This is a genomic window from Vibrio japonicus, assembly GCF_024582835.1.
GTDB classification, from domain to species: domain Bacteria; phylum Pseudomonadota; class Gammaproteobacteria; order Enterobacterales; family Vibrionaceae; genus Vibrio; species Vibrio japonicus.
Map to the genome: position 1 here is coordinate 150,147 of NZ_CP102096.1, position 26,579 is coordinate 176,725.

Sequence of the window (26,579 nt, forward strand, 5' to 3'; positions counted from 1 at the left end):
CACACTCAGTGATTTTTGGGTTATCTACTTAAGCCAATCGTTGTATATTTAGGGCTACCAAAACAAGCAGTAGATGAGTTGAGATGAAACCCATGGGAATCCGCGCACAGCAGAAAGAGAAAACGCGCCGTAGTTTGATTGATGCCGCTTTTAGTCAATTGAGTGCCGACAGAAGTTTCTCAAATCTGAGTTTGCGTGAAGTTGCACGCGAAGCGGGGATTGCGCCAACATCATTCTATCGACATTTCAAAGATATGGATGAGCTTGGTCTAACCATGGTTGATGAAGGTGGTTTACTCCTTCGTCAGTTGATGCGTCAGGCTCGTCAGCGTATTGTCAAAGAAGGCAGTGTGATTCGGACTTCAGTTGAAACTTTTATGGAATTCATCGAAAGTAGTCCTAACGTATTTCGACTATTGCTTCGCGAGCGCTCGGGCACATCAGCTGAGTTTCGTGCTGCGGTAGCAAGAGAAATCCAACACTTTGCAGCGGAATTGACCGAGTATTTAATCGGCACAGGGATGACACGTGAAGAAGCGTTTATACAAGCAGAAGCCTCCGTCACTCTAGTATTCAGCTCTGGTGCAGAAGCTTTAGATTTAGAAAGGCGCGCGCGTGATGAACTCGCCGAGCGTCTAATAATGCAATTGCGAGTGATAGCCAAAGGGGCTTATTGGTATCGCAAAGAACGTGAACGTAACCGATTAAAAGGTGGGATAGATTAATGTCTAATGAAACAAACCAAGTTGATCGTGGTTCTGAGAAGAAAACGCTAGTACTGGCTGTTATTGCTGGTATCTGTGGTGATGCTATGTTGTCATGGCTGACCATGAGCGACGTATCTTTCTCAATTTTTCCACTGATCGCTTTAGTCCTTGCTGTACAAGCACTTTACCAAGAGTATCTAAGTAAGCCAGTCTCTGAGGATATCCCTCTAGTTGGCTTGGCATGTTTTTTCGTCGGCGCATTTGGCCACTCAGCGTTTATTAAAGCGCAGTACCCAGAAGCTGGCTCTAACATGTTTGCTATTTTCGTGACTTTAGGTCTATTGGCATGGATAGGTAAGAAAGTTGGTTTTATGGAGCGCAAAGCTCAGACTGACTAAACTCAGTAATCCTATTATTAATAGTTAAGAGAAGGTCTGGCTTAATCGCTGGACCTTTTTGTTTATAGTGCCATGTCGTGAAAGGTCTGGCATTGTTACTGTTGAAGCTCAACAACCTATAATTGTGCACATACCGCTCAAATAGGAGGGAAGACATGATAGAGGTAAAATCTATCGACCACATTGTACTCCGAACATCGGATATCAACGCGATGCTCTATTTTTACCAAAATGTGTTGGGTTGCCCTGTAGAGCGAGAACTACCAGAACTCGGATTGACTCAGCTAAGAGCTGGAGATTCGATTATTGATTTAGTCTCAGTTGATAGTGAGTTGGGCAAGCTCGGAGGTAAAGCGCCCACACAAAATGGACGTAACCTCGACCATTTTTGTCTTCAAATAGAGGCGGTTGAAGAAAAAGAGCTCATTCGTTATTTAAACAAACACAATATTGAAGTGACGGAGTTCGAGACAAGATACGGCGCGCAAGGATTTGGACGCTCTACTTATATTGAAGATCCAGAAGGCAACGTGGTGGAACTCAAGCCGCGAATTTAAAGTGTCTGATTTCCGAAGGCAATAAAAAAGCGCTCATTACAAGCGCTTTAGAAATTCTAACTATGGGTTACGCTTTGCGTTCCAGCATCACACCCGCTTCCATGTGGTGGGTAAATGGGAATTGGTCAAACAGGGCAAAGCGTGTCACGTTGTGTGTTTCACACAATACGTCTAGGTTTTCTTTAAGTGTCTCTGGGTTACAAGAGATATACAGAATTCGCTCATATCCTTGCACCATTTTACAGGTGTCGATATCCATACCTGCACGTGGTGGGTCGACAAAAATCGTGTTGCAATTATAGCTCTTCAAATCTACCCCGGCGTCTTTTAGACGGCGGAACTCGCGTTTGCCTTCAATCGCCTGGGTAAACTCTTCCGCAGAAAGGCGTAGGATCTGTACGTTCTCAATCTTATTCGCAGCAATGTTGTATTGAGCCGACTCGACAGACGGTTTTGCTAACTCAGTAGCTAATACGCGGTCAAAGTTTTGTGCCAACGCCAGAGAGAAATTACCGTTACCGCAGTATAGTTCGAGCAGGTCGCCATTGCTGTCCTGCGTACAGTCGACTGCCCACTCCAGCATTTTTTCTGCTACTTTGCCATTTGGTTGAGTGAAGCTGTTTTCGACCTGTTGGTAGATGTATGGTTGACCATTTACATCCAGCTTTTCGATCACGTAATCGCGATCAAGAACAATCTTCATTTTACGCGCGCGACCAATGAGGTTGAGGTTAAAGCCTTCATCATTCAAACGCTGTTTTAATGCTTTTGCGTTTTTAGTCCACTCTTCATCAAGTTGACGGTGGTAAAGCAGCGATACCAAAATCTCACCGCTCAATGTTGACAAAAAGTCCACTTGGAACAGCTTGCGACGCAGTGAGTCATTGTCTTTCATCGCATCGACAAGAAGTGGCATTAAATCGTTGATCAAACGGCTAGCTGCAGGGAATTGGTCAACACGGTACTTTTCACGCGTTTCTTGGTTGAACATGATGTAGTAAAGATCTTCACCTTCATGCCATACGCGGAACTCAGCGCGCATGCGGTAATGCTGCTCTGGTGATTCAAACACTTCCAATTCTGGCACATTGTACTGAGTAAACATCTCGTTAAGACGTTCAACTTTCTCTGCCAGTTGTTCTTGGTAGCGTTGTGGATTTACATCAAGAGTCGCCATGATTATTACCTTTGGGTTGTTGCCTGTGCTTAGCGCGTTTTGTTTAAGAGCGCAGATTTTATTCAATCCTTGCCTGATGTCCAGCATTGCTTGGTCTTCACTATGCTACTCGTTGTAAAAACGATAGTTTATGTCAATCTAAACTAGACAAAATATCAATAGCTTAATAGTATCAGCGTCAAGCTGGTGCTATCTGGAAGTATGGATGGCTAAAAGGGAATCCGGTGAAAACCCGGAGCTGACGCGCAGCGGTGATAGAGAACAAACACCCACAAGACACTGCATAGATGACCAATGCGGGAAGTCGGGTTAGTAGGTTAACAGCTCTTAAGTCCGAAGACCTGCCAGCAGCTGAGCTCAATCACTTGGAAGCTTTTGCTTCAAGCTCGGTAGGATTTACGCGATTTAGGACAATACAATGAACCGATCTATTTTAGCGATTGCTGTGGCATCGCTGCTTCCTTCTACCTATTCCTTTGCTCAAGACGTCTCTGTCCAAGAAACTATGGTGGTCTTAGCTAAAAGTACCTTTAATAACTCTATAGAAGACATTCCAGCTAACGTGACAGTTATTACTTCTGAGGATATTGCTGTAAGTGGAGCGAAGAATTTAGCTAGCTTATTGCGTGCTCGTGCAGGCATCCAAGTTTCTGATACAAATAGTGGCCCAGTTTTCTCTCTTAGGGGCTTCACGGGTGCGCAAGGTGCTCACAATACTCTTATTTTAGTTGATGGTCGCCGTTTAAATAAGCAAGACCTGTCATCTCCTCAATTAAGTTCTCTTTTGATCTCTCAAATTGAACGAGTAGAAGTGCTGTCTGGCAGTGCAGGTGTTCTTTACGGTGATCAAGCTGTAGGCGGTGTTATTAATATCATCACTAAGAGTGGCCACCAAGATGGCGGTAACGCGTCTCTAAGTTTGGGTAGCTTTGACTCCGTGGCTGGTAGTGTTGACGTATCTAAGAGAATCAATGAACAATGGGGCGCGTTTTTTAGCGCTAGCCAAGATAACAGTGACAATTATCGCGATCATAATAAGCGTGAGACAGGCGTCTTACTTGGCCGACTGAACTACGAACAAGAGAATACAGAGTTCTTTGCTGAGGCTAGCTATTATGACAATAACCGTGAATATGCTGGCTCATTAACAGAAGAACAATATAAACAAGACCCAACTCAAGCTAGTTCGCCTAATCCAACCGATTACTCTCATGACATTACGAAAGCGCTTAGAGTTGGATATGAACGTTACTTAAGCGAAGAGTGGATTATTGGAACAGATGTTATTTACGATACTACATCTGGGTCAGGTTCTTCATGGGGTAGCTCAACCACTAGTAAAAGTAAGCAGCTATTTGGTGCAGTAAATATTGAAAATCAATTTGAAACCCAAGCTGGTCAAGGAAGTGCTCTAATAGGTGTAGAAGGGGCTGTTCGTGATCACTCATATCAATCATCTTTTATAAATAGAGATAACGAACAGAACAGCTATAGCTTGTATGGGCAGTTAAACTACCCGCTAACCACAAACCTGACGCTAGCAACAGGTGTGAGATATAGTTCTGTAGAGGACGAGTTGTATGATGTTAATACTTATCCTAGAGCAGAAAAATTATCTGAGTCTCAAGACGCGTATGAGCTCGGTCTAAACTACAAAATTAACGAGTCTCAGCGAGTATACCTGAGGGGAGAGACTAACTTTAGGTTTGCTAAAATTGATGAGCAAGCTTACACCTCACCGGGTGTATTAGGTTTAAAACCTCAAACGGGTAAATCAATTGAAGCTGGTTGGGGTATTTTGGAGAATGTTTATAGCTTAAAGGTTGATGTCTTTAATCTACAGCTAGAAGATGAGATTGTTTTCGATAGCAGTGCTCCTAAGCCTGTTGGTGGTTTTTTTGCAGGTGCAAACGTGAATGCTGATGAGTCTGAGCGAAATGGTATCAGTGTTAGCGGGGATATCTATGCAACTGAAGAGCTTTTACTTGGCATAGAATACAATCTTGTTGATGCAGAGTTTTCTAATGGTGCAAACAAAGGTAAAAAACTTCCATGGGTAGCTCGTAATACTGGTAGAGCATTTGCTAGTTACGATATTAGTTACGACTGGCAATTGTTTGTGGAGGGTGTTTATACCGGGACTCGATACAAGGATGGCGATACCTCGAATAGTCTTGATAAGTTACCAGCGTATTGGTTAGGAAATATTGCTCTTAACTTTACACAAGATGTATGGTCAGCGAGTCTGAGAGTGGACAATGCATTTGATGAGAAATATGCAGCAAATGCGAACAACTGGGGGGCGTACTTCCCAGGTGATGGTCGCAAAGTTGTACTGACAGGTACTTACCAATTCTAATCCTCCAAACCGCCTTCGGGCGGTTTTTATTTATCTGGATACTATGAAAAAGAACGTCATTATTAGCTGGTCGAGTGGCAAAGACTCAACACTCACGCTTGAAAGATTGGTCGAGAGCGATGAATACCATGTTGTAGGTCTTTATACGACTTTTGTTCGAGATGAAGTGCCATTCCAAGCGACGCCCATTGAGGTACTAGATCTCCAGTCGGAATTGCTCGGACTTCCACTGATAAAAATCGAGTTGCCAGAGGTATTCCCGAGTAACGAGATTTATCAATCGTCCATTGTGAACGCTTTGCAGAAAAGTGATTTAAGGATTGATGCTGTTGCCTTCGGTGATATGTTCCGTAATGGTATTGCCGAGTATAGAAAAAGTTATATAGAACCGGCGGGCTGGGAGTGTGTTTTTCCCTTGATGGGGCAGAGTAGTACCGACTTGGCGATGGAAATCATACAACGAGGTATCCAAACGCTGGTGGTCACCGTCGATGGTCAGTCTCTTACTAAAAGGTACTGCGGGCAGTGGTATGATCGCGCGTTTCTCGAGAGCCTTCCGGAATCTGCTGATCCGTGTGGTGAAAATGGTGAGTTTCACACTTTGGTTACGGAAACCGCTAGTTTTAATGGGAAAATTGCTCTTACTCTCACTCATATAGAAACGGGAGAGCGTTTTTCATATCAACGTTATATTGCGAAGAGATTGCCAAAAGAATCGTTCTGAGTATGATTGCCTCATCTAATTAAGTGGATTATTCAAGTGTCACATCAAGCTAACGTCCTTATCTTTGATTCCGGCGTAGGTGGTCTTTCAGTTTATAAAGAAATAGAGGTTCGTCTACCTCAACTGAACTACACCTACATCTTTGATAATGAGGCATACCCCTATGGAGAGCTTGAACATGACACTCTCATTCAAAGAGTCGAGAGGTTAATCACTCAATTAGTGTCTGAACACAATATTGACCTCGTTGTCATCGCTTGTAATACAGCAAGTACGATTGTTCTCCCAACACTAAGAGCCCATCTGAATATTCCTGTAGTAGGTGTTGTCCCTGCCATTAAGCCAGCGTCCAACCTTGCAAATAAAGCGGTAGGCCTGATCGCAACACCTGCAACTGTAACTCGAGAGTATACCCACGATCTTGTACGTGATTTTTCACAGAGCAAACCCGTTAAAATGCTGGGTTCTACGCGCTTAGTTGATATGGCTGAAGAAAAACTGCGTGGTAAAGTTGTGGATTTAAAAGAACTGGAGCAAGTGCTTGAGCCTATTGCCCATCATATTGATGTAGCAGTATTGGGCTGTACGCACTTCCCGATAATAAAGAGTGAGATCCAGCAGGTGTTGGGTGAGCATGTTGTGTTGGTTGATTCCGGAGAAGCTATTGCTCGAAGAGTACAAACGCTGCTTGAGTTAGAAAGCGCTCAGGGTGTAGGAGTTCGTGAAATTTATTCAACAGCTCCCCCTTGGGAAGAGAGAGCGTTGAATTGCGCATTAGCTGAATTAGGTTTTAATCCTGTCCTTCACTTTCATCTGGCGATTTAGGATCATTAGCAATACGCACTTTTAGGGTTCTTTGCATATATTCGTTTTCATTTAAAGCGTCTATGGCACTCTGCGTATCCTCAGCGGCCATGACCACAAAACCGAAGCCCCGCCTTTTTCCTGTTCGTTTATCTTTCATTAAACGTACAGCGAAAACTTCCCCATACTTAGAAAATAGTTCCTTAACATCAGACTCATTGGCTTTATACGGTAGGTTGCCGACATAAAGCGTGTTAGTAGAAGGATCAGTGTGTTGTTCCTCAACTGGATTGGTGTCCAAAAGTTTAATAATAAAAGAGCAAGAAAGAACACCGATAACAAAACTAATAGCAGAACTGATCTGAACCAGCGAAAAGATAATTCCGCCTAAAACAGCCAAGGCGACAATCGCTAAGATTGATTTATTCGAATTCATATTGGAATACAACTTTATAGTTTGCAAAAAAAGTAATGCCTATCTGTTAACAAAATAGACACAGAGATATTACGTATATGGTTGTTGTTTTTCCAACGTATTGATGTGACATGACTCAAATGTTGAAATTTTATTCTATTTTCAGCGTTTTGATTTCTTTTTGACCAAACGGAAAATAATTTTAAAAAAACACTTGTCATACTCTGAGACCTCCCTATAATGCCGCCTCACCGACACGGAGTGAGACGAAAGTCACAAAGCGAGTCGGGTGAGATAGAAAAGAAAGTTTAAAAAACTCTTGACTATCAAAATGGAAAGCGTAAGATACGCTCCCCTAACGACGAGGCGCTAAGCGAATCGGAAGTTAGAAAAAGCTCTTTAAAAATATAAACCTATCAATCTGTGTGGGCACTCGTTGATGATAATCCAATTAGATACCTCGGTATCAAATTAGGTTTCAATGATACGAAGTGACCATTGAATCTTAGGATTCAGCACAGTCAATTCATTATCGTTCTGTTGGAACGATAATAGCTTTAAAATTACATTAGTAGTTTTGAAGTCAGTATTCATTGAGCCGACAAAATCTTAAATTGAAGAGTTTGATCATGGCTCAGATTGAACGCTGGCGGCAGGCCTAACACATGCAAGTCGAGCGGAAACGAGATATCTGAACCTTCGGGGAACGATATCGGCGTCGAGCGGCGGACGGGTGAGTAATGCCTGGGAAATTGCCCTGATGTGGGGGATAACCATTGGAAACGATGGCTAATACCGCATAATAGCTTCGGCTCAAAGAGGGGGACCTTCGGGCCTCTCGCGTCAGGATATGCCCAGGTGGGATTAGCTAGTTGGTGAGGTAAGGGCTCACCAAGGCGACGATCCCTAGCTGGTCTGAGAGGATGATCAGCCACACTGGAACTGAGACACGGTCCAGACTCCTACGGGAGGCAGCAGTGGGGAATATTGCACAATGGGCGCAAGCCTGATGCAGCCATGCCGCGTGTATGAAGAAGGCCTTCGGGTTGTAAAGTACTTTCAGCAGTGAGGAAGGTGGTTGTGTTAATAGCACATTCATTTGACGTTAGCTGCAGAAGAAGCACCGGCTAACTCCGTGCCAGCAGCCGCGGTAATACGGAGGGTGCGAGCGTTAATCGGAATTACTGGGCGTAAAGCGCATGCAGGTGGTGTGTTAAGTCAGATGTGAAAGCCCGGGGCTCAACCTCGGAATAGCATTTGAAACTGGCAGACTAGAGTACTGTAGAGGGGGGTAGAATTTCAGGTGTAGCGGTGAAATGCGTAGAGATCTGAAGGAATACCGGTGGCGAAGGCGGCCCCCTGGACAGATACTGACACTCAGATGCGAAAGCGTGGGGAGCAAACAGGATTAGATACCCTGGTAGTCCACGCCGTAAACGATGTCTACTTGGAGGTTGTGGCCTTGAGCCGTGGCTTTCGGAGCTAACGCGTTAAGTAGACCGCCTGGGGAGTACGGTCGCAAGATTAAAACTCAAATGAATTGACGGGGGCCCGCACAAGCGGTGGAGCATGTGGTTTAATTCGATGCAACGCGAAGAACCTTACCTACTCTTGACATCCAGAGAACTTTCCAGAGATGGATTGGTGCCTTCGGGAACTCTGAGACAGGTGCTGCATGGCTGTCGTCAGCTCGTGTTGTGAAATGTTGGGTTAAGTCCCGCAACGAGCGCAACCCTTATCCTTGTTTGCCAGCACTTCGGGTGGGAACTCCAGGGAGACTGCCGGTGATAAACCGGAGGAAGGTGGGGACGACGTCAAGTCATCATGGCCCTTACGAGTAGGGCTACACACGTGCTACAATGGCGCATACAGAGGGCGGCCAACTTGCGAGAGTGAGCGAATCCCAAAAAGTGCGTCGTAGTCCGGATCGGAGTCTGCAACTCGACTCCGTGAAGTCGGAATCGCTAGTAATCGTGGATCAGAATGCCACGGTGAATACGTTCCCGGGCCTTGTACACACCGCCCGTCACACCATGGGAGTGGGCTGCAAAAGAAGTAGGTAGTTTAACCTTCGGGAGGACGCTTACCACTTTGTGGTTCATGACTGGGGTGAAGTCGTAACAAGGTAGCGCTAGGGGAACCTGGCGCTGGATCACCTCCTTATACGATGATTATTGCGATGAGTGTTCACACAGATTGATAGTTTTTGAAGCGAAAGCTTCGAGCTATTATTGCTCTTTAACAATTTGGAAAGCTGACAAAACAACAATTTATTGTTGTTTGTAAAGTTCTCAATGTTTGTCTTTAAAGACAAACACCAATACAACACATTCAAGTGTTCTTGGCTTTTTGTTTTCACTTTTATAAAAAGTAAAATAAAAAGAAATTGAGTCCGGCAAAATCGAAAGCTATCTCGCTCATTCAAATAATGAGATAGCAACTTTGGTTGTTTAAACAACATCCTCAAGATTCGCTCCGCGAAACTCTTTGGGGTTGTATGGTTAAGTGACTAAGCGTACACGGTGGATGCCTTGGCAGTCAGAGGCGATGAAGGACGTATTAACTTGCGATAAGCCCAGATTAGGCAGTAAAAGCCACTTGAGTCTGGGATTTCCGAATGGGGAAACCCACGTGCATAAGCACGTATCTTGTACTGAATACATAGGTGCAAGAGGCGAACCGGGGGAACTGAAACATCTAAGTACCCCGAGGAAAAGAAATCAACCGAGATTCCGAAAGTAGCGGCGAGCGAAATTGGACTAGCCCTTAAGCTTTATATGCGTTAGACGAACGGTCTGGAAAGTCCGGCGATACAGGGTGATAGCCCCGTAGTTGACAACGCACATTCAGTGAAATCGAGTAGGGCGGGACACGTGATATCCTGTCTGAATATGGGGGGACCATCCTCCAAGGCTAAATACTACTGACTGACCGATAGTGAACCAGTACCGTGAGGGAAAGGCGAAAAGAACCCCTGTGAGGGGAGTGAAATAGAACCTGAAACCGTGTACGTACAAGCAGTAGGAGCAGGCTTTGTCCTGTGACTGCGTACCTTTTGTATAATGGGTCAGCGACTTATATTCAGTGGCAAGGTTAACCATCTAGGGGAGCCGTAGGGAAACCGAGTCTTAACTGGGCGCTCAGTCTCTGGATATAGACCCGAAACCAGGTGATCTAGCCATGGGCAGGTTGAAGGTTGAGTAACATCAACTGGAGGACCGAACCGACTAATGTTGAAAAATTAGCGGATGACTTGTGGCTAGGGGTGAAAGGCCAATCAAACCTGGAGATAGCTGGTTCTCCCCGAAAGCTATTTAGGTAGCGCCTCGGACGAATACTACTGGGGGTAGAGCACTGTTAAGGCTAGGGGGTCATCCCGACTTACCAACCCTTTGCAAACTCCGAATACCAGTAAGTACTATCCGGGAGACACACGGCGGGTGCTAACGTCCGTCGTGGAGAGGGAAACAACCCAGACCGCCAGCTAAGGTCCCAAATTATAGCTAAGTGGGAAACGATGTGGGAAGGCTTAGACAGCTAGGATGTTGGCTTAGAAGCAGCCATCATTTAAAGAAAGCGTAATAGCTCACTAGTCGAGTCGGCCTGCGCGGAAGATGTAACGGGGCTAAGCTATAAACCGAAGCTGCGGCAATGCAGTTTACTGCATTGGGTAGGGGAGCGTTCTGTAAGCCGTTGAAGGTGAGTTGTAAAGCTTGCTGGAGGTATCAGAAGTGCGAATGCTGACATGAGTAACGATAAAGGGGGTGAAAAACCCCCTCGCCGGAAGACCAAGGGTTCCTGTCCAACGTTAATCGGGGCAGGGTAAGTCGACCCCTAAGGCGAGGCTGAAAAGCGTAGTCGATGGGAAACGGGTTAATATTCCCGTACTTCTTACAATTGCGATGGGGGGACGGAGAAGGCTAGGTGGGCCTGGCGACGGTTGTCCAGGTTCAAGTGCGTAGGCTTAAGAGTTAGGTAAATCCGGCTCTTTCTAAGGCTGAGACACGACGTCGAGCACCTACGGGTGTGAAGTCATTGATGCCATGCTTCCAGGAAAAGCCTCTAAGCTTCAGATTGTAAGGAATCGTACCCCAAACCGACACAGGTGGTCGGGTAGAGAATACCAAGGCGCTTGAGAGAACTCGGGTGAAGGAACTAGGCAAAATGGTACCGTAACTTCGGGAGAAGGTACGCTCTTGACGGTGAAGTCCCTTGCGGATGGAGCTATTGAGAGTCGCAGATACCAGGTGGCTGCAACTGTTTATTAAAAACACAGCACTGTGCAAAATCGTAAGATGACGTATACGGTGTGACGCCTGCCCGGTGCCGGAAGGTTAATTGATGGGGTTAGACTTCGGTCGAAGCTCTTGATCGAAGCCCCGGTAAACGGCGGCCGTAACTATAACGGTCCTAAGGTAGCGAAATTCCTTGTCGGGTAAGTTCCGACCTGCACGAATGGCGTAATGATGGCCACGCTGTCTCCACCCGAGACTCAGTGAAATTGAAATCGCTGTGAAGATGCAGTGTACCCGCGGCTAGACGGAAAGACCCCGTGAACCTTTACTACAGCTTGGCACTGAACATTGAGCCTACATGTGTAGGATAGGTGGGAGGCTTTGAAACCGGTACGCCAGTATCGGTGGAGCCGACCTTGAAATACCACCCTTGTATGTTTGATGTTCTAACTTAGCCCCGTCATCCGGGGTGAGGACAGTGCCTGGTGGGTAGTTTGACTGGGGCGGTCTCCTCCCAAAGAGTAACGGAGGAGCACGAAGGTGGGCTAATCACGGTTGGACATCGTGAGGTTAGTGCAATGGCATAAGCCCGCTTGACTGCGAGAATGACAATTCGAGCAGGTGCGAAAGCAGGTCATAGTGATCCGGTGGTTCTGAATGGAAGGGCCATCGCTCAACGGATAAAAGGTACTCCGGGGATAACAGGCTGATACCGCCCAAGAGTTCATATCGACGGCGGTGTTTGGCACCTCGATGTCGGCTCATCACATCCTGGGGCTGAAGTCGGTCCCAAGGGTATGGCTGTTCGCCATTTAAAGTGGTACGCGAGCTGGGTTTAGAACGTCGTGAGACAGTTCGGTCCCTATCTGCCGTGGGCGTTGGAAGATTGAAGGGGGCTGCTCCTAGTACGAGAGGACCGGAGTGGACGAACCTCTGGTGTTCGGGTTGTGTCGCCAGACGCATTGCCCGGTAGCTAAGTTCGGAATCGATAACCGCTGAAAGCATCTAAGCGGGAAGCGAGCCCTGAGATGAGTCTTCCCTGACTCCTTGAGAGTCCTGAAGGGTTGTTCGAGACTAGAACGTTGATAGGCAGGGTGTGTAAGCGTTGTGAGGCGTTGAGCTAACCTGTACTAATTGCCCGTGAGGCTTAACCATACAACACCCAAAGGGTTTTGATGGACTCAAAGTAAGAACATTGAATGTGTAGAGAACACAAAACAGCTTTCCAGATTTTCTCTAGAAATAGAGAGTAAGAATTTGCTTGGCGACCATAGCGATTTGGACCCACCTGATTTCCATGCCGAACTCAGAAGTGAAACGAATTAGCGCCGATGGTAGTGTGGGGTTTCCCCATGTGAGAGTAGGACATCGCCAGGCTTTAATTGCGTACTTGCTTAATCTTTAAGCAAGTCACCATAAAACTTTAAAAAAGCTTAGAGTTTTATGTTGACTTTCAACGCAGACAGCGTATTATACGCGTCCTGCCTAAGTGCTAAGGCACTGAAAGCAAAGCTCTTTAACAATATAAACCTATCAATCTGTGTGGGCACTCGTTGATGATAATCCAAATAGTTTCTTCGGAAACAATTTAGGTTTCAATGATACGAAGTGACCATTGAATCTTCGGATTCAGCACAGTCAATTCATTATCGTTCTGTTGGAACGATAATAGCTTTAAAATTACATTAGTAGTTTTGAAGTCAGTATTCATTGAGCCTCCCCTATTTATATAGGGAATCAAAACTTTAAATTGAAGAGTTTGATCATGGCTCAGATTGAACGCTGGCGGCAGGCCTAACACATGCAAGTCGAGCGGAAACGAGATGTCTGAACCTTCGGGGAACGATATCGGCGTCGAGCGGCGGACGGGTGAGTAATGCCTGGGAAATTGCCCTGATGTGGGGGATAACCATTGGAAACGATGGCTAATACCGCATAATAGCTTCGGCTCAAAGAGGGGGACCTTCGGGCCTCTCGCGTCAGGATATGCCCAGGTGGGATTAGCTAGTTGGTGAGGTAAGGGCTCACCAAGGCGACGATCCCTAGCTGGTCTGAGAGGATGATCAGCCACACTGGAACTGAGACACGGTCCAGACTCCTACGGGAGGCAGCAGTGGGGAATATTGCACAATGGGCGCAAGCCTGATGCAGCCATGCCGCGTGTATGAAGAAGGCCTTCGGGTTGTAAAGTACTTTCAGCAGTGAGGAAGGTGGTTGTGTTAATAGCACATTCATTTGACGTTAGCTGCAGAAGAAGCACCGGCTAACTCCGTGCCAGCAGCCGCGGTAATACGGAGGGTGCGAGCGTTAATCGGAATTACTGGGCGTAAAGCGCATGCAGGTGGTGTGTTAAGTCAGATGTGAAAGCCCGGGGCTCAACCTCGGAATAGCATTTGAAACTGGCAGACTAGAGTACTGTAGAGGGGGGTAGAATTTCAGGTGTAGCGGTGAAATGCGTAGAGATCTGAAGGAATACCGGTGGCGAAGGCGGCCCCCTGGACAGATACTGACACTCAGATGCGAAAGCGTGGGGAGCAAACAGGATTAGATACCCTGGTAGTCCACGCCGTAAACGATGTCTACTTGGAGGTTGTGGCCTTGAGCCGTGGCTTTCGGAGCTAACGCGTTAAGTAGACCGCCTGGGGAGTACGGTCGCAAGATTAAAACTCAAATGAATTGACGGGGGCCCGCACAAGCGGTGGAGCATGTGGTTTAATTCGATGCAACGCGAAGAACCTTACCTACTCTTGACATCCAGAGAACTTTCCAGAGATGGATTGGTGCCTTCGGGAACTCTGAGACAGGTGCTGCATGGCTGTCGTCAGCTCGTGTTGTGAAATGTTGGGTTAAGTCCCGCAACGAGCGCAACCCTTATCCTTGTTTGCCAGCACTTCGGGTGGGAACTCCAGGGAGACTGCCGGTGATAAACCGGAGGAAGGTGGGGACGACGTCAAGTCATCATGGCCCTTACGAGTAGGGCTACACACGTGCTACAATGGCGCATACAGAGGGCGGCCAACTTGCGAGAGTGAGCGAATCCCAAAAAGTGCGTCGTAGTCCGGATCGGAGTCTGCAACTCGACTCCGTGAAGTCGGAATCGCTAGTAATCGTGGATCAGAATGCCACGGTGAATACGTTCCCGGGCCTTGTACACACCGCCCGTCACACCATGGGAGTGGGCTGCAAAAGAAGTAGGTAGTTTAACCTTCGGGAGGACGCTTACCACTTTGTGGTTCATGACTGGGGTGAAGTCGTAACAAGGTAGCGCTAGGGGAACCTGGCGCTGGATCACCTCCTTATACGATGATTATTGCGATGAGTGTTCACACAGATTGATATGTTTATAGTTTAAGAGACGATACTGGGTCTGTAGCTCAGGTGGTTAGAGCGTTCGCCTGATAAGCGAGAGGTCGGTGGTTCAAGTCCACTCAGACCCACCAATCTTCCTCCCAGGAGATTGGCATACAGTATCGACACCTTGATGGGGCTATAGCTCAGCTGGGAGAGCGCCTGCCTTGCACGCAGGAGGTCAGCAGTTCGATCCTGCTTAGCTCCACCATCTTTAAGCATTCTTGCGAGTGTGTTTAAAAATGGTTCTTTAATGAATCTAGCTCTTTAACAATTTGGAAAGCTGACAAAACAACAATTTATTGTTGTTTGTAAAGTTCTCAATGTTTGTCTTTATGACAAACACCAATACAACACATTCAAGTGTTCTTGGCTTTTTGTTTTCACTTTTATAAAAAGTAAAATAAAAAGAAATTGAGTCCGGCAAAATCGAAAGCTATCTCGCTCATTCAAATAATGAGATAGCAACTTTGGTTGTTTAAACAACATCCTCAAGATTCGCTCCGCGAAACTCTTTGGGGTTGTATGGTTAAGTGACTAAGCGTACACGGTGGATGCCTTGGCAGTCAGAGGCGATGAAGGACGTATTAACTTGCGATAAGCCCAGATTAGGCAGTAAAAGCCACTTGAGTCTGGGATTTCCGAATGGGGAAACCCACGTGCATAAGCACGTATCTTGTACTGAATACATAGGTGCAAGAGGCGAACCGGGGGAACTGAAACATCTAAGTACCCCGAGGAAAAGAAATCAACCGAGATTCCGAAAGTAGCGGCGAGCGAAATTGGACTAGCCCTTAAGCTTTATATGCGTTAGACGAACGGTCTGGAAAGTCCGGCGATACAGGGTGATAGCCCCGTAGTTGACAACGCACATTCAGTGAAATCGAGTAGGGCGGGACACGTGATATCCTGTCTGAATATGGGGGGACCATCCTCCAAGGCTAAATACTACTGACTGACCGATAGTGAACCAGTACCGTGAGGGAAAGGCGAAAAGAACCCCTGTGAGGGGAGTGAAATAGAACCTGAAACCGTGTACGTACAAGCAGTAGGAGCAGGCTTTGTCCTGTGACTGCGTACCTTTTGTATAATGGGTCAGCGACTTATATTCAGTGGCAAGGTTAACCATCTAGGGGAGCCGTAGGGAAACCGAGTCTTAACTGGGCGCTCAGTCTCTGGATATAGACCCGAAACCAGGTGATCTAGCCATGGGCAGGTTGAAGGTTGAGTAACATCAACTGGAGGACCGAACCGACTAATGTTGAAAAATTAGCGGATGACTTGTGGCTAGGGGTGAAAGGCCAATCAAACCTGGAGATAGCTGGTTCTCCCCGAAAGCTATTTAGGTAGCGCCTCGGACGAATACTACTGGGGGTAGAGCACTGTTAAGGCTAGGGGGTCATCCCGACTTACCAACCCTTTGCAAACTCCGAATACCAGTAAGTACTATCCGGGAGACACACGGCGGGTGCTAACGTCCGTCGTGGAGAGGGAAACAACCCAGACCGCCAGCTAAGGTCCCAAATTATAGCTAAGTGGGAAACGATGTGGGAAGGCTTAGACAGCTAGGATGTTGGCTTAGAAGCAGCCATCATTTAAAGAAAGCGTAATAGCTCACTAGTCGAGTCGGCCTGCGCGGAAGATGTAACGGGGCTAAGCTATAAACCGAAGCTGCGGCAATGCAGTTTACTGCATTGGGTAGGGGAGCGTTCTGTAAGCCGTTGAAGGTGAGTTGTAAAGCTTGCTGGAGGTATCAGAAGTGCGAATGCTGACATGAGTAACGATAAAGGGGGTGAAAAACCCCCTCGCCGGAAGACCAAGGGTTCCTGTCCAACGTTAATCGGGGCAGGGTAAGTCGACCCCTAAGGCGAGGCTGAAAAGCGTAGTCGATGGGAAACGGGTTAATATTCCCGTACTTCTTACAATTGCGATGGGGGGACGGAGAAGGCTAGGTGGGCCTGGCGACGGTTGTCCAGGTTCAAGTGCGTAGGCTTAAGAGTTAGGTAAATCCGGCTCTTTCTAAGGCTGAGACACGACGTCGAGCACCTACGGGTGTGAAGTCATTGATGCCATGCTTCCAGGAAAAGCCTCTAAGCTTCAGATTGTAAGGAATCGTACCCCAAACCGACACAGGTGGTCGGGTAGAGAATACCAAGGCGCTTGAGAGAACTCGGGTGAAGGAACTAGGCAAAATGGTACCGTAACTTCGGGAGAAGGTACGCTCTTGACGGTGAAGTCCCTTGCGGATGGAGCTATTGAGAGTCGCAGATACCAGGTGGCTGCAACTGTTTATTAAAAACACAGCACTGTGCAAAATCGTAAGATGACGTATACGGTGTGACGCCTGCCCGGTGCCGGAAGGTTAATTGATGGGGTTAGACTTCGGTCGAAGCTCTTGATCGAAGCCCCGGTAAACGGCGGCCGTAACTATAACGGTCCTAAGGTAGCGAAATTCCTTGTCGGGTAAGTTCCGACCTGCACGAATGGCGTAATGATGGCCACGCTGTCTCCACCCGAGACTCAGTGAAATTGAAATCGCTGTGAAGATGCAGTGTACCCGCGGCTAGACGGAAAGACCCCGTGAACCTTTACTACAGCTTGGCACTGAACATTGAGCCTACATGTGTAGGATAGGTGGGAGGCTTTGAAACCGGTACGCCAGTATCGGTGGAGCCGACCTTGAAATACCACCCTTGTATGTTTGATGTTCTAACTTAGCCCCGTCATCCGGGGTGAGGACAGTGCCTGGTGGGTAGTTTGACTGGGGCGGTCTCCTCCCAAAGAGTAACGGAGGAGCACGAAGGTGGGCTAATCACGGTTGGACATCGTGAGGTTAGTGCAATGGCATAAGCCCGCTTGACTGCGAGAATGACAATTCGAGCAGGTGCGAAAGCAGGTCATAGTGATCCGGTGGTTCTGAATGGAAGGGCCATCGCTCAACGGATAAAAGGTACTCCGGGGATAACAGGCTGATACCGCCCAAGAGTTCATATCGACGGCGGTGTTTGGCACCTCGATGTCGGCTCATCACATCCTGGGGCTGAAGTCGGTCCCAAGGGTATGGCTGTTCGCCATTTAAAGTGGTACGCGAGCTGGGTTTAGAACGTCGTGAGACAGTTCGGTCCCTATCTGCCGTGGGCGTTGGAAGATTGAAGGGGGCTGCTCCTAGTACGAGAGGACCGGAGTGGACGAACCTCTGGTGTTCGGGTTGTGTCGCCAGACGCATTGCCCGGTAGCTAAGTTCGGAATCGATAACCGCTGAAAGCATCTAAGCGGGAAGCGAGCCCTGAGATGAGTCTTCCCTGACTCCTTGAGAGTCCTGAAGGGTTGTTCGAGACTAGAACGTTGATAGGCAGGGTGTGTAAGCGTTGTGAGGCGTTGAGCTAACCTGTACTAATTGCCCGTGAGGCTTAACCATACAACACCCAAAGGGTTTTGATGGACTCAAAGTAAGAACATTGAATGTGTAGAGAACACAAAACAGCTTTCCAGATTTTCTCTAGAAATAGAGAGTAAGAATTTGCTTGGCGACCATAGCGATTTGGACCCACCTGATTTCCATGCCGAACTCAGAAGTGAAACGAATTAGCGCCGATGGTAGTGTGGGGTTTCCCCATGTGAGAGTAGGACATCGCCAGGCTTTAATTGCGTACTTGCTTAATCTTTAAGCAAGTCACCATAAAACTTTAAAAAAGCTTAGAGTTTTATGTTGACTTTCAACGCAGACAGCGTATTATACGCGTCCTGCCTAAGTGCTAAGGCACTGAAAGCAAAGCTCTTTAACAATATAAACCTATCAATCTGTGTGGGCACTCGTTGATGATAATCCAAATAGTTTCTTCGGAAACAATTTAGGTTTCAATGATACGAAGTGACCATTGAATCTTCGGATTCAGCACAGTCAATTCATTATCGTTCTGTTGGAACGATAATAGCTTTAAAATTACATTAGTAGTTTTGAAGTCAGTATTCATTGAGCCTCCCCTATTTATATAGGGAATCAAAACTTTAAATTGAAGAGTTTGATCATGGCTCAGATTGAACGCTGGCGGCAGGCCTAACACATGCAAGTCGAGCGGAAACGAGATGTCTGAACCTTCGGGGAACGATATCGGCGTCGAGCGGCGGACGGGTGAGTAATGCCTGGGAAATTGCCCTGATGTGGGGGATAACCATTGGAAACGATGGCTAATACCGCATAATAGCTTCGGCTCAAAGAGGGGGACCTTCGGGCCTCTCGCGTCAGGATATGCCCAGGTGGGATTAGCTAGTTGGTGAGGTAAGGGCTCACCAAGGCGACGATCCCTAGCTGGTCTGAGAGGATGATCAGCCACACTGGAACTGAGACACGGTCCAGACTCCTACGGGAGGCAGCAGTGGGGAATATTGCACAATGGGCGCAAGCCTGATGCAGCCATGCCGCGTGTATGAAGAAGGCCTTCGGGTTGTAAAGTACTTTCAGCAGTGAGGAAGGTGGTTGTGTTAATAGCACATTCATTTGACGTTAGCTGCAGAAGAAGCACCGGCTAACTCCGTGCCAGCAGCCGCGGTAATACGGAGGGTGCGAGCGTTAATCGGAATTACTGGGCGTAAAGCGCATGCAGGTGGTGTGTTAAGTCAGATGTGAAAGCCCGGGGCTCAACCTCGGAATAGCATTTGAAACTGGCAGACTAGAGTACTGTAGAGGGGGGTAGAATTTCAGGTGTAGCGGTGAAATGCGTAGAGATCTGAAGGAATACCGGTGGCGAAGGCGGCCCCCTGGACAGATACTGACACTCAGATGCGAAAGCGTGGGGAGCAAACAGGATTAGATACCCTGGTAGTCCACGCCGTAAACGATGTCTACTTGGAGGTTGTGGCCTTGAGCCGTGGCTTTCGGAGCTAACGCGTTAAGTAGACCGCCTGGGGAGTACGGTCGCAAGATTAAAACTCAAATGAATTGACGGGGGCCCGCACAAGCGGTGGAGCATGTGGTTTAATTCGATGCAACGCGAAGAACCTTACCTACTCTTGACATCCAGAGAACTTTCCAGAGATGGATTGGTGCCTTCGGGAACTCTGAGACAGGTGCTGCATGGCTGTCGTCAGCTCGTGTTGTGAAATGTTGGGTTAAGTCCCGCAACGAGCGCAACCCTTATCCTTGTTTGCCAGCACTTCGGGTGGGAACTCCAGGGAGACTGCCGGTGATAAACCGGAGGAAGGTGGGGACGACGTCAAGTCATCATGGCCCTTACGAGTAGGGCTACACACGTGCTACAATGGCGCATACAGAGGGCGGCCAACTTGCGAGAGTGAGCGAATCCCAAAAAGTGCGTCGTAGTCCGGATCGGAGTCTGCAACTCGACTCCGTGAAGTCGGAATCGCTAGTAATCGTGGATCAGAATGCCACGGTGAATACGTTCCCGGGCCTTGTACACACCGCCCGTCACACCATGGGAGTGGGCTGCAAAAGAAGTAGGTAGTTTAACCTTCGGGAGGACGCTTACCACTTTGTGGTTCATGACTGGGGTGAAGTCGTAACAAGGTAGCGCTAGGGGAACCTGGCGCTGGATCACCTCCTTATACGATGATTATTGCGATGAGTGTTCACACAGATTGATGGTTTATGTAGTTTAAGAGAAAGAACATCCCCCAAGATGTTCAACTTAGTGTCCCGTTCGTCTAGAGGCCTAGGACACCGCCCTTTCACGGCGGTAACAGGGGTTCGACTCCCCTACGGGATACCATTGGGTCGTTAGCTCAGTTGGTAGAGCAGTTGACTTTTAATCAATTGGTCGCAGGTTCGAATCCTGCACGACCCACCATTTTCTCAAGATATGGGGCTATAGCTCAGCTGGGAGAGCGCCTGCCTTGCACGCAGGAGGTCAGCAGTTCGATCCTGCTTAGCTCCACCATTCTTGATTCGATGGGCGATTAGCTCAGTTGGGAGAGCACCTGCCTTACAAGCAGGGGGTCACTGGTTCGAGCCCGGTATCGCCCACCATCTTTAAGCGCATTAGTGATAGTGCTTTTAAAAATGGTTTCGAAAGAAATCTAGCTCTTTAATAATTTGGAAAGCTGACAAAACAACAATTTATTGTTGTTTGTAAAGTTCTCAATGTTTGTCTTTATGACAAACACCAAAACAACACATTCAAGTGTTCTTGGCTTTTTGTTTTCACTTTTATAAAAAGTAAAATAAAAAGAAATTGAGTCCGGCAAAATCGAGTCTGCATCATGTTTAAATAATTGCAGACAACTTTGGTTGTTTAACAACATCCTCAAGATTCGCTCCGCGAAACTCTTTGGGGTTGTATGGTTAAGTGACTAAGCGTACACGGTGGATGCCTTGGCAGTCAGAGGCGATGAAGGACGTATTAACTTGCGATAAGCCCAGATTAGGCAGTAAAAGCCACTTGAGTCTGGGATTTCCGAATGGGGAAACCCACGTGCATAAGCACGTATCTTGTACTGAATACATAGGTGCAAGAGGCGAACCGGGGGAACTGAAACATCTAAGTACCCCGAGGAAAAGAAATCAACCGAGATTCCGAAAGTAGCGGCGAGCGAAATTGGACTAGCCCTTAAGCTTTATATGCGTTAGACGAACGGTCTGGAAAGTCCGGCGATACAGGGTGATAGCCCCGTAGTTGACAACGCACATTCAGTGAAATCGAGTAGGGCGGGACACGTGATATCCTGTCTGAATATGGGGGGACCATCCTCCAAGGCTAAATACTACTGACTGACCGATAGTGAACCAGTACCGTGAGGGAAAGGCGAAAAGAACCCCTGTGAGGGGAGTGAAATAGAACCTGAAACCGTGTACGTACAAGCAGTAGGAGCAGGCTTTGTCCTGTGACTGCGTACCTTTTGTATAATGGGTCAGCGACTTATATTCAGTGGCAAGGTTAACCATCTAGGGGAGCCGTAGGGAAACCGAGTCTTAACTGGGCGCTCAGTCTCTGGATATAGACCCGAAACCAGGTGATCTAGCCATGGGCAGGTTGAAGGTTGAGTAACATCAACTGGAGGACCGAACCGACTAATGTTGAAAAATTAGCGGATGACTTGTGGCTAGGGGTGAAAGGCCAATCAAACCTGGAGATAGCTGGTTCTCCCCGAAAGCTATTTAGGTAGCGCCTCGGACGAATACTACTGGGGGTAGAGCACTGTTAAGGCTAGGGGGTCATCCCGACTTACCAACCCTTTGCAAACTCCGAATACCAGTAAGTACTATCCGGGAGACACACGGCGGGTGCTAACGTCCGTCGTGGAGAGGGAAACAACCCAGACCGCCAGCTAAGGTCCCAAATTATAGCTAAGTGGGAAACGATGTGGGAAGGCTTAGACAGCTAGGATGTTGGCTTAGAAGCAGCCATCATTTAAAGAAAGCGTAATAGCTCACTAGTCGAGTCGGCCTGCGCGGAAGATGTAACGGGGCTAAGCTATAAACCGAAGCTGCGGCAATGCAGTTTACTGCATTGGGTAGGGGAGCGTTCTGTAAGCCGTTGAAGGTGAGTTGTAAAGCTTGCTGGAGGTATCAGAAGTGCGAATGCTGACATGAGTAACGATAAAGGGGGTGAAAAACCCCCTCGCCGGAAGACCAAGGGTTCCTGTCCAACGTTAATCGGGGCAGGGTAAGTCGACCCCTAAGGCGAGGCTGAAAAGCGTAGTCGATGGGAAACGGGTTAATATTCCCGTACTTCTTACAATTGCGATGGGGGGACGGAGAAGGCTAGGTGGGCCTGGCGACGGTTGTCCAGGTTCAAGTGCGTAGGCTTAAGAGTTAGGTAAATCCGGCTCTTTCTAAGGCTGAGACACGACGTCGAGCACCTACGGGTGTGAAGTCATTGATGCCATGCTTCCAGGAAAAGCCTCTAAGCTTCAGATTGTAAGGAATCGTACCCCAAACCGACACAGGTGGTCGGGTAGAGAATACCAAGGCGCTTGAGAGAACTCGGGTGAAGGAACTAGGCAAAATGGTACCGTAACTTCGGGAGAAGGTACGCTCTTGACGGTGAAGTCCCTTGCGGATGGAGCTATTGAGAGTCGCAGATACCAGGTGGCTGCAACTGTTTATTAAAAACACAGCACTGTGCAAAATCGTAAGATGACGTATACGGTGTGACGCCTGCCCGGTGCCGGAAGGTTAATTGATGGGGTTAGACTTCGGTCGAAGCTCTTGATCGAAGCCCCGGTAAACGGCGGCCGTAACTATAACGGTCCTAAGGTAGCGAAATTCCTTGTCGGGTAAGTTCCGACCTGCACGAATGGCGTAATGATGGCCACGCTGTCTCCACCCGAGACTCAGTGAAATTGAAATCGCTGTGAAGATGCAGTGTACCCGCGGCTAGACGGAAAGACCCCGTGAACCTTTACTACAGCTTGGCACTGAACATTGAGCCTACATGTGTAGGATAGGTGGGAGGCTTTGAAACCGGTACGCCAGTATCGGTGGAGCCGACCTTGAAATACCACCCTTGTATGTTTGATGTTCTAACTTAGCCCCGTCATCCGGGGTGAGGACAGTGCCTGGTGGGTAGTTTGACTGGGGCGGTCTCCTCCCAAAGAGTAACGGAGGAGCACGAAGGTGGGCTAATCACGGTTGGACATCGTGAGGTTAGTGCAATGGCATAAGCCCGCTTGACTGCGAGAATGACAATTCGAGCAGGTGCGAAAGCAGGTCATAGTGATCCGGTGGTTCTGAATGGAAGGGCCATCGCTCAACGGATAAAAGGTACTCCGGGGATAACAGGCTGATACCGCCCAAGAGTTCATATCGACGGCGGTGTTTGGCACCTCGATGTCGGCTCATCACATCCTGGGGCTGAAGTCGGTCCCAAGGGTATGGCTGTTCGCCATTTAAAGTGGTACGCGAGCTGGGTTTAGAACGTCGTGAGACAGTTCGGTCCCTATCTGCCGTGGGCGTTGGAAGATTGAAGGGGGCTGCTCCTAGTACGAGAGGACCGGAGTGGACGAACCTCTGGTGTTCGGGTTGTGTCGCCAGACGCATTGCCCGGTAGCTAAGTTCGGAATCGATAACCGCTGAAAGCATCTAAGCGGGAAGCGAGCCCTGAGATGAGTCTTCCCTGACTCCTTGAGAGTCCTGAAGGGTTGTTCGAGACTAGAACGTTGATAGGCAGGGTGTGTAAGCGTTGTGAGGCGTTGAGCTAACCTGTACTAATTGCCCGTGAGGCTTAACCATACAACACCCAAAGGGTTTTGATGGACTCAAAGTAAGAACATTGAATGTGTAGAGAACACAAAACAGCTTTCCAGATTTTCTCTAGAAATAGAGAGTAAGAATTTGCTTGGCGACCATAGCGATTTGGACCCACCTGATTTCCATGCCGAACTCAGAAGTGAAACGAATTAGCGCCGATGGTAGTGTGGGGTTTCCCCATGTGAGAGTAGGACATCGCCAGGCTTACATTTCGTTTTTAGATTTTAGAAAAATCTAAAGGCAAAAACTTAGACTTAGAGTCTAACCAGTGCGGAGCGGTAGTTCAGTTGGTTAGAATACCGGCCTGTCACGCCGGGGGTCGCGGGTTCGAGTCCCGTCCGCTCCGCCACTTATTCAGAAGCCCTGCTAGCAATAGCAGGGCTTTCTTCATTTATGGTATTTTGAAGTCATAATACCAATCTGGAAAATAATACCAATCTGGAAAATTAACTGGTCAGGTCTGCCCATTCTCTCGAACACATCTTGGTGACTCTGTTGGAGCATGCCAAAAAACGATTCCAAGCCCTACACACTTTGGAGACAATGTCTTCGTAATCCGCAAAAGACTGATTGGCGAGATAGTGTTGTCTCATCCAGCTCCATACTTGTTCTATAGGGTTTAGCTCTGGAGAATAGGGGGGAAGTTTGATGACACTGATGTTCTGAAAGCCATTAGCGATATCTTCTGTATGCCATCCTGCGCCATCCATAATGATGACGGCATGACGTCCTTTTTCAGTGACCGCCGATATTTGCTTTAAATGCTCAATCATGAGGTCTTTATTGACCCATGGGACAACGATAGCCTCACCAATACCTTTTTGAGGACAGACAGAACCAAATAGATACGCATATTCGAACTGTTGTTGCTTCACTGCTCTGGGACGTGTGCCTCTTTCAGCCCATAACCGTGTTGTTGTATTTTGTTGCCCAAATCGAGCTTCATCCTGAAACCAGATATCGACATGCTTTAAAGCGACATGACCTGGGATCTTAAGGATCGTTTCGTCTTGGAGTTTTTTTAAAATCTTCCTGTATCGCTTGGGATTGTTGTGGGTGTTTTGAACGGGAAGTGACCCATGAGAAACCCATATGCTCGAGTAGGTAATAGATAGAATCAGGATGATAATGCTGGCCAAATTCTTTCACAATATAGGCATGGATATCGGCGCCGGTCAGTCGCCCACCTTGAGTATCATGAGCTTTATCTTTGATGTATTGGCTCAATTGCTCCCTTTGTTCAGAAGTTAATAATGGTGGTCTTCCCGTTCTTGGCTTTTCCTTCAGCCCTTCTAATCCTTCTTCAAGAAAGATTTGAACCCATCGATTAACACTGGTTCGGCTCACCTTAAGAAACTTGGCGATTTGGGTACGAGAGTGTCCATCTTTGAAATGAGCAAGTGCGAGCAATCTCATTTTCATCTGGATGGATTTCTGCTGGCTTGCGAGCTTTTTAAAATCAATATTCTTGAGGCTATCCATAGCGAATACATTCTATTGTTGAATGGCCTTAAATTAGATCATATTTTTTCTTAGATTGGTATAATACCAATCTGGAAAATTAACTGGTCAGGTCTGCCCATTCTCTCGAACACATCTTGGTGACTCTGTTGGAGCATGCCAAAAAACGATTCCAAGCCCTACACACTTTGGAGACAATGTCTTCGTAATCCGCAAAAGACTGATTGGCGAGATAGTGTTGTCTCATCCAGCTCCATACTTGTTCTATAGGGTTTAGCTCTGGAGAATAGGGGGGAAGTTTGATGACACTGATGTTCTGAAAGCCATTAGCGATATCTTCTGTATGCCATCCTGCGCCATCCATAATGATGACGGCATGACGTCCTTTTTCAGTGACCGCCGATATTTGCTTTAAATGCTCAATCATGAGGTCTTTATTGACCCATGGGACAACGATAGCCTCACCAATACCTTTTTGAGGACAGACAGAACCAAATAGATACGCATATTCGAACTGTTGTTGCTTCACTGCTCTGGGACGTGTGCCTCTTTCAGCCCATAACCGTGTTGTTGTATTTTGTTGCCCAAATCGAGCTTCATCCTGAAACCAGATATCGACATGCTTTAAAGCGACATGACCTGGGATCTTAAGGATCGTTTCGTCTTGGAGTTTTTTTAAAATCTTCCTGTATCGCTTGGGATTGTTGTGGGTGTTTTGAACGGGAAGTGACCCATGAGAAACCCATATGCTCGAGTAGGTAATAGATAGAATCAGGATGATAATGCTGGCCAAATTCTTTCACAATATAGGCATGGATATCGGCGCCGGTCAGTCGCCCACCTTGAGTATCATGAGCTTTATCTTTGATGTATTGGCTCAATTGCTCCCTTTGTTCAGAAGTTAATAATGGTGGTCTTCCCGTTCTTGGCTTTTCCTTCAGCCCTTCTAATCCTTCTTCAAGAAAGATTTGAACCCATCGATTAACACTGGTTCGGCTCACCTTAAGAAACTTGGCGATTTGGGTACGAGAGTGTCCATCTTTGAAATGAGCAAGTGCGAGCAATCTCATTTTCATCTGGATGGATTTCTGCTGGCTTGCGAGCTTTTTAAAATCAATATTCTTGAGGCTATCCATAGCGAATACATTCTATTGTTGAATGGCCTTAAATTAGATCATATTTTTTCTTA

General features: G+C 47.4%; 10 protein-coding genes, 7 tRNA genes, 9 rRNA genes and 1 riboswitch. Of the genes, 22 read left to right on the top strand and 4 right to left on the bottom strand.

Features of this window, described 5'->3' with window-relative positions; genetic code table 11:
- Positions 1-83: 83 nt before the first annotated feature.
- From fabR to NP165_RS00735, 3 genes are all read left to right on the top strand, one after another.
- Entirely contained in the window at positions 84-725 is a 642-nt protein-coding gene (fabR, locus tag NP165_RS00725; protein ID WP_257084485.1) for an HTH-type transcriptional repressor FabR, read from the top strand.
- On the top strand, positions 725-1,105 hold the full coding sequence (locus NP165_RS00730) for a YijD family membrane protein (protein ID WP_257084486.1): 381 nt from the start codon (positions 725-727) through the stop codon (positions 1,103-1,105). Before fabR ends, NP165_RS00730 begins: the two co-directional genes overlap by 1 nt.
- A gap of 155 nt (positions 1,106-1,260) precedes the next feature.
- Entirely contained in the window at positions 1,261-1,662 is a 402-nt protein-coding gene (locus NP165_RS00735; protein ID WP_257084487.1) for a VOC family protein, read from the top strand.
- A 67-nt stretch (positions 1,663-1,729) separates the two neighbouring features.
- On the opposite strand, the gene trmA is transcribed toward NP165_RS00735, so the two are convergent.
- Positions 1,730-2,839, bottom strand: a complete 1,110-nt coding sequence (trmA, locus tag NP165_RS00740) for a tRNA (uridine(54)-C5)-methyltransferase TrmA (protein ID WP_257084488.1) — start codon at positions 2,837-2,839, stop codon at positions 1,730-1,732.
- A 169-nt stretch (positions 2,840-3,008) separates the two neighbouring features.
- A riboswitch (cobalamin riboswitch) is annotated at positions 3,009-3,202 on the top strand.
- Positions 3,203-3,257: 55 nt separating this feature from the next.
- On the opposite strand from trmA, the gene NP165_RS00745 reads away from it, so the two are divergent.
- The 3 genes from NP165_RS00745 to murI are packed head-to-tail and all read left to right on the top strand — an operon-like array spanning position 3,258 to position 6,747.
- On the top strand, positions 3,258-5,198 hold the full coding sequence (locus tag NP165_RS00745; protein ID WP_257084489.1) for a TonB-dependent receptor: 1,941 nt from the start codon (positions 3,258-3,260) through the stop codon (positions 5,196-5,198).
- A gap of 43 nt (positions 5,199-5,241) precedes the next feature.
- On the top strand, positions 5,242-5,922 hold the full coding sequence (locus tag NP165_RS00750; RefSeq protein WP_257084490.1) for a Dph6-related ATP pyrophosphatase: 681 nt from the start codon (positions 5,242-5,244) through the stop codon (positions 5,920-5,922).
- Between the two features lie 36 nt (positions 5,923-5,958).
- Positions 5,959-6,747: a glutamate racemase gene (gene murI, locus NP165_RS00755; RefSeq protein ID WP_257084491.1), complete on the top strand. Its 789-nt coding sequence runs from the start codon at positions 5,959-5,961 to the stop codon at positions 6,745-6,747.
- Here the strand turns inward: murI and NP165_RS00760 are convergent.
- Positions 6,713-7,162: an RNA recognition motif domain-containing protein gene (locus tag NP165_RS00760; protein ID WP_257084492.1), complete on the bottom strand. Its 450-nt coding sequence runs from the start codon at positions 7,160-7,162 to the stop codon at positions 6,713-6,715. The two genes, murI and NP165_RS00760, sit on opposite strands and share 35 nt — an antisense overlap.
- 590 nt (positions 7,163-7,752) lie before the next feature.
- Between NP165_RS00760 and NP165_RS00765 the strand changes: the two genes are divergently transcribed.
- From NP165_RS00765 to NP165_RS00840, 16 genes are all read left to right on the top strand, one after another.
- Positions 7,753-9,304 (top strand): 16S ribosomal RNA (locus tag NP165_RS00765).
- A gap of 336 nt (positions 9,305-9,640) precedes the next feature.
- Positions 9,641-12,531, top strand: a 23S ribosomal RNA gene (locus NP165_RS00770).
- A 105-nt stretch (positions 12,532-12,636) separates the two neighbouring features.
- Positions 12,637-12,753, top strand: a 5S ribosomal RNA gene (gene rrf, locus NP165_RS00775).
- 370 nt (positions 12,754-13,123) lie between these two features.
- Positions 13,124-14,675: ribosomal RNA gene (locus tag NP165_RS00780) — 16S ribosomal RNA — on the top strand.
- 64 nt (positions 14,676-14,739) lie between these two features.
- Positions 14,740-14,816 (top strand) — tRNA-Ile (locus NP165_RS00785).
- 43 nt (positions 14,817-14,859) lie between these two features.
- A tRNA-Ala gene (locus NP165_RS00790) sits at positions 14,860-14,935 on the top strand.
- Between the two features lie 316 nt (positions 14,936-15,251).
- Positions 15,252-18,142, top strand: a 23S ribosomal RNA gene (locus NP165_RS00795).
- 105 nt (positions 18,143-18,247) lie between these two features.
- A 5S ribosomal RNA gene (gene rrf / locus NP165_RS00800) occupies positions 18,248-18,364 on the top strand.
- A 370-nt stretch (positions 18,365-18,734) separates the two neighbouring features.
- Positions 18,735-20,286: ribosomal RNA gene (locus NP165_RS00805) — 16S ribosomal RNA — on the top strand.
- Positions 20,287-20,374: 88 nt separating this feature from the next.
- Positions 20,375-20,450, top strand: a tRNA-Glu gene (locus tag NP165_RS00810).
- A 2-nt stretch (positions 20,451-20,452) separates the two neighbouring features.
- Positions 20,453-20,528: transfer RNA gene (locus NP165_RS00815), tRNA-Lys, on the top strand.
- 14 nt (positions 20,529-20,542) lie between these two features.
- Positions 20,543-20,618 (top strand) — tRNA-Ala (locus NP165_RS00820).
- 13 nt (positions 20,619-20,631) lie between these two features.
- Positions 20,632-20,707 (top strand) — tRNA-Val (locus NP165_RS00825).
- Positions 20,708-21,020: 313 nt separating this feature from the next.
- A 23S ribosomal RNA gene (locus NP165_RS00830) occupies positions 21,021-23,911 on the top strand.
- Positions 23,912-24,016: 105 nt separating this feature from the next.
- A 5S ribosomal RNA gene (gene rrf, locus NP165_RS00835) occupies positions 24,017-24,133 on the top strand.
- The 16S, 23S and 5S rRNA genes sit together here with 7 tRNA genes alongside, the layout of an rRNA operon.
- Before the next feature lie 68 nt (positions 24,134-24,201).
- Positions 24,202-24,278, top strand: a tRNA-Asp gene (locus NP165_RS00840).
- 97 nt (positions 24,279-24,375) lie between these two features.
- Here the strand turns inward: NP165_RS00840 and NP165_RS20025 are convergent.
- A protein-coding gene (locus NP165_RS20025; RefSeq protein WP_371133672.1) for an IS630 family transposase occupies positions 24,376-25,411 on the bottom strand; the annotation gives its coding sequence in 2 pieces (ribosomal slippage) (positions 24,376-24,951 and positions 24,953-25,411; 1,035 coding nt in all).
- 79 nt (positions 25,412-25,490) lie between these two features.
- A protein-coding gene (locus NP165_RS20030) for an IS630 family transposase (RefSeq protein WP_371133672.1) occupies positions 25,491-26,526 on the bottom strand; the annotation gives its coding sequence in 2 pieces (ribosomal slippage) (positions 25,491-26,066 and positions 26,068-26,526; 1,035 coding nt in all).
- Positions 26,527-26,579 lie beyond the last annotated feature (53 nt).

Bases quoted from the DNA above. Each gene is read 5' to 3' on its own strand.
- trmA (WP_257084488.1), bottom strand. From the start codon at position 2,839: ATGGCGACTCTTGATGTAAATCCACAACGCTACCAAGAACAACTGGCA.
- NP165_RS00730 (WP_257084486.1), top strand. From the start codon at position 725: ATGTCTAATGAAACAAACCAAGTTGATCGTGGTTCTGAGAAGAAAACG.
- NP165_RS00760 (WP_257084492.1), bottom strand. From the start codon at position 7,162: ATGAATTCGAATAAATCAATCTTAGCGATTGTCGCCTTGGCTGTTTTA.
- NP165_RS00745 (WP_257084489.1), top strand. From the start codon at position 3,258: ATGAACCGATCTATTTTAGCGATTGCTGTGGCATCGCTGCTTCCTTCT.
- fabR (WP_257084485.1), top strand. From the start codon at position 84: ATGAAACCCATGGGAATCCGCGCACAGCAGAAAGAGAAAACGCGCCGT.
- NP165_RS00750 (WP_257084490.1), top strand. From the start codon at position 5,242: ATGAAAAAGAACGTCATTATTAGCTGGTCGAGTGGCAAAGACTCAACA.
- NP165_RS00735 (WP_257084487.1), top strand. From the start codon at position 1,261: ATGATAGAGGTAAAATCTATCGACCACATTGTACTCCGAACATCGGAT.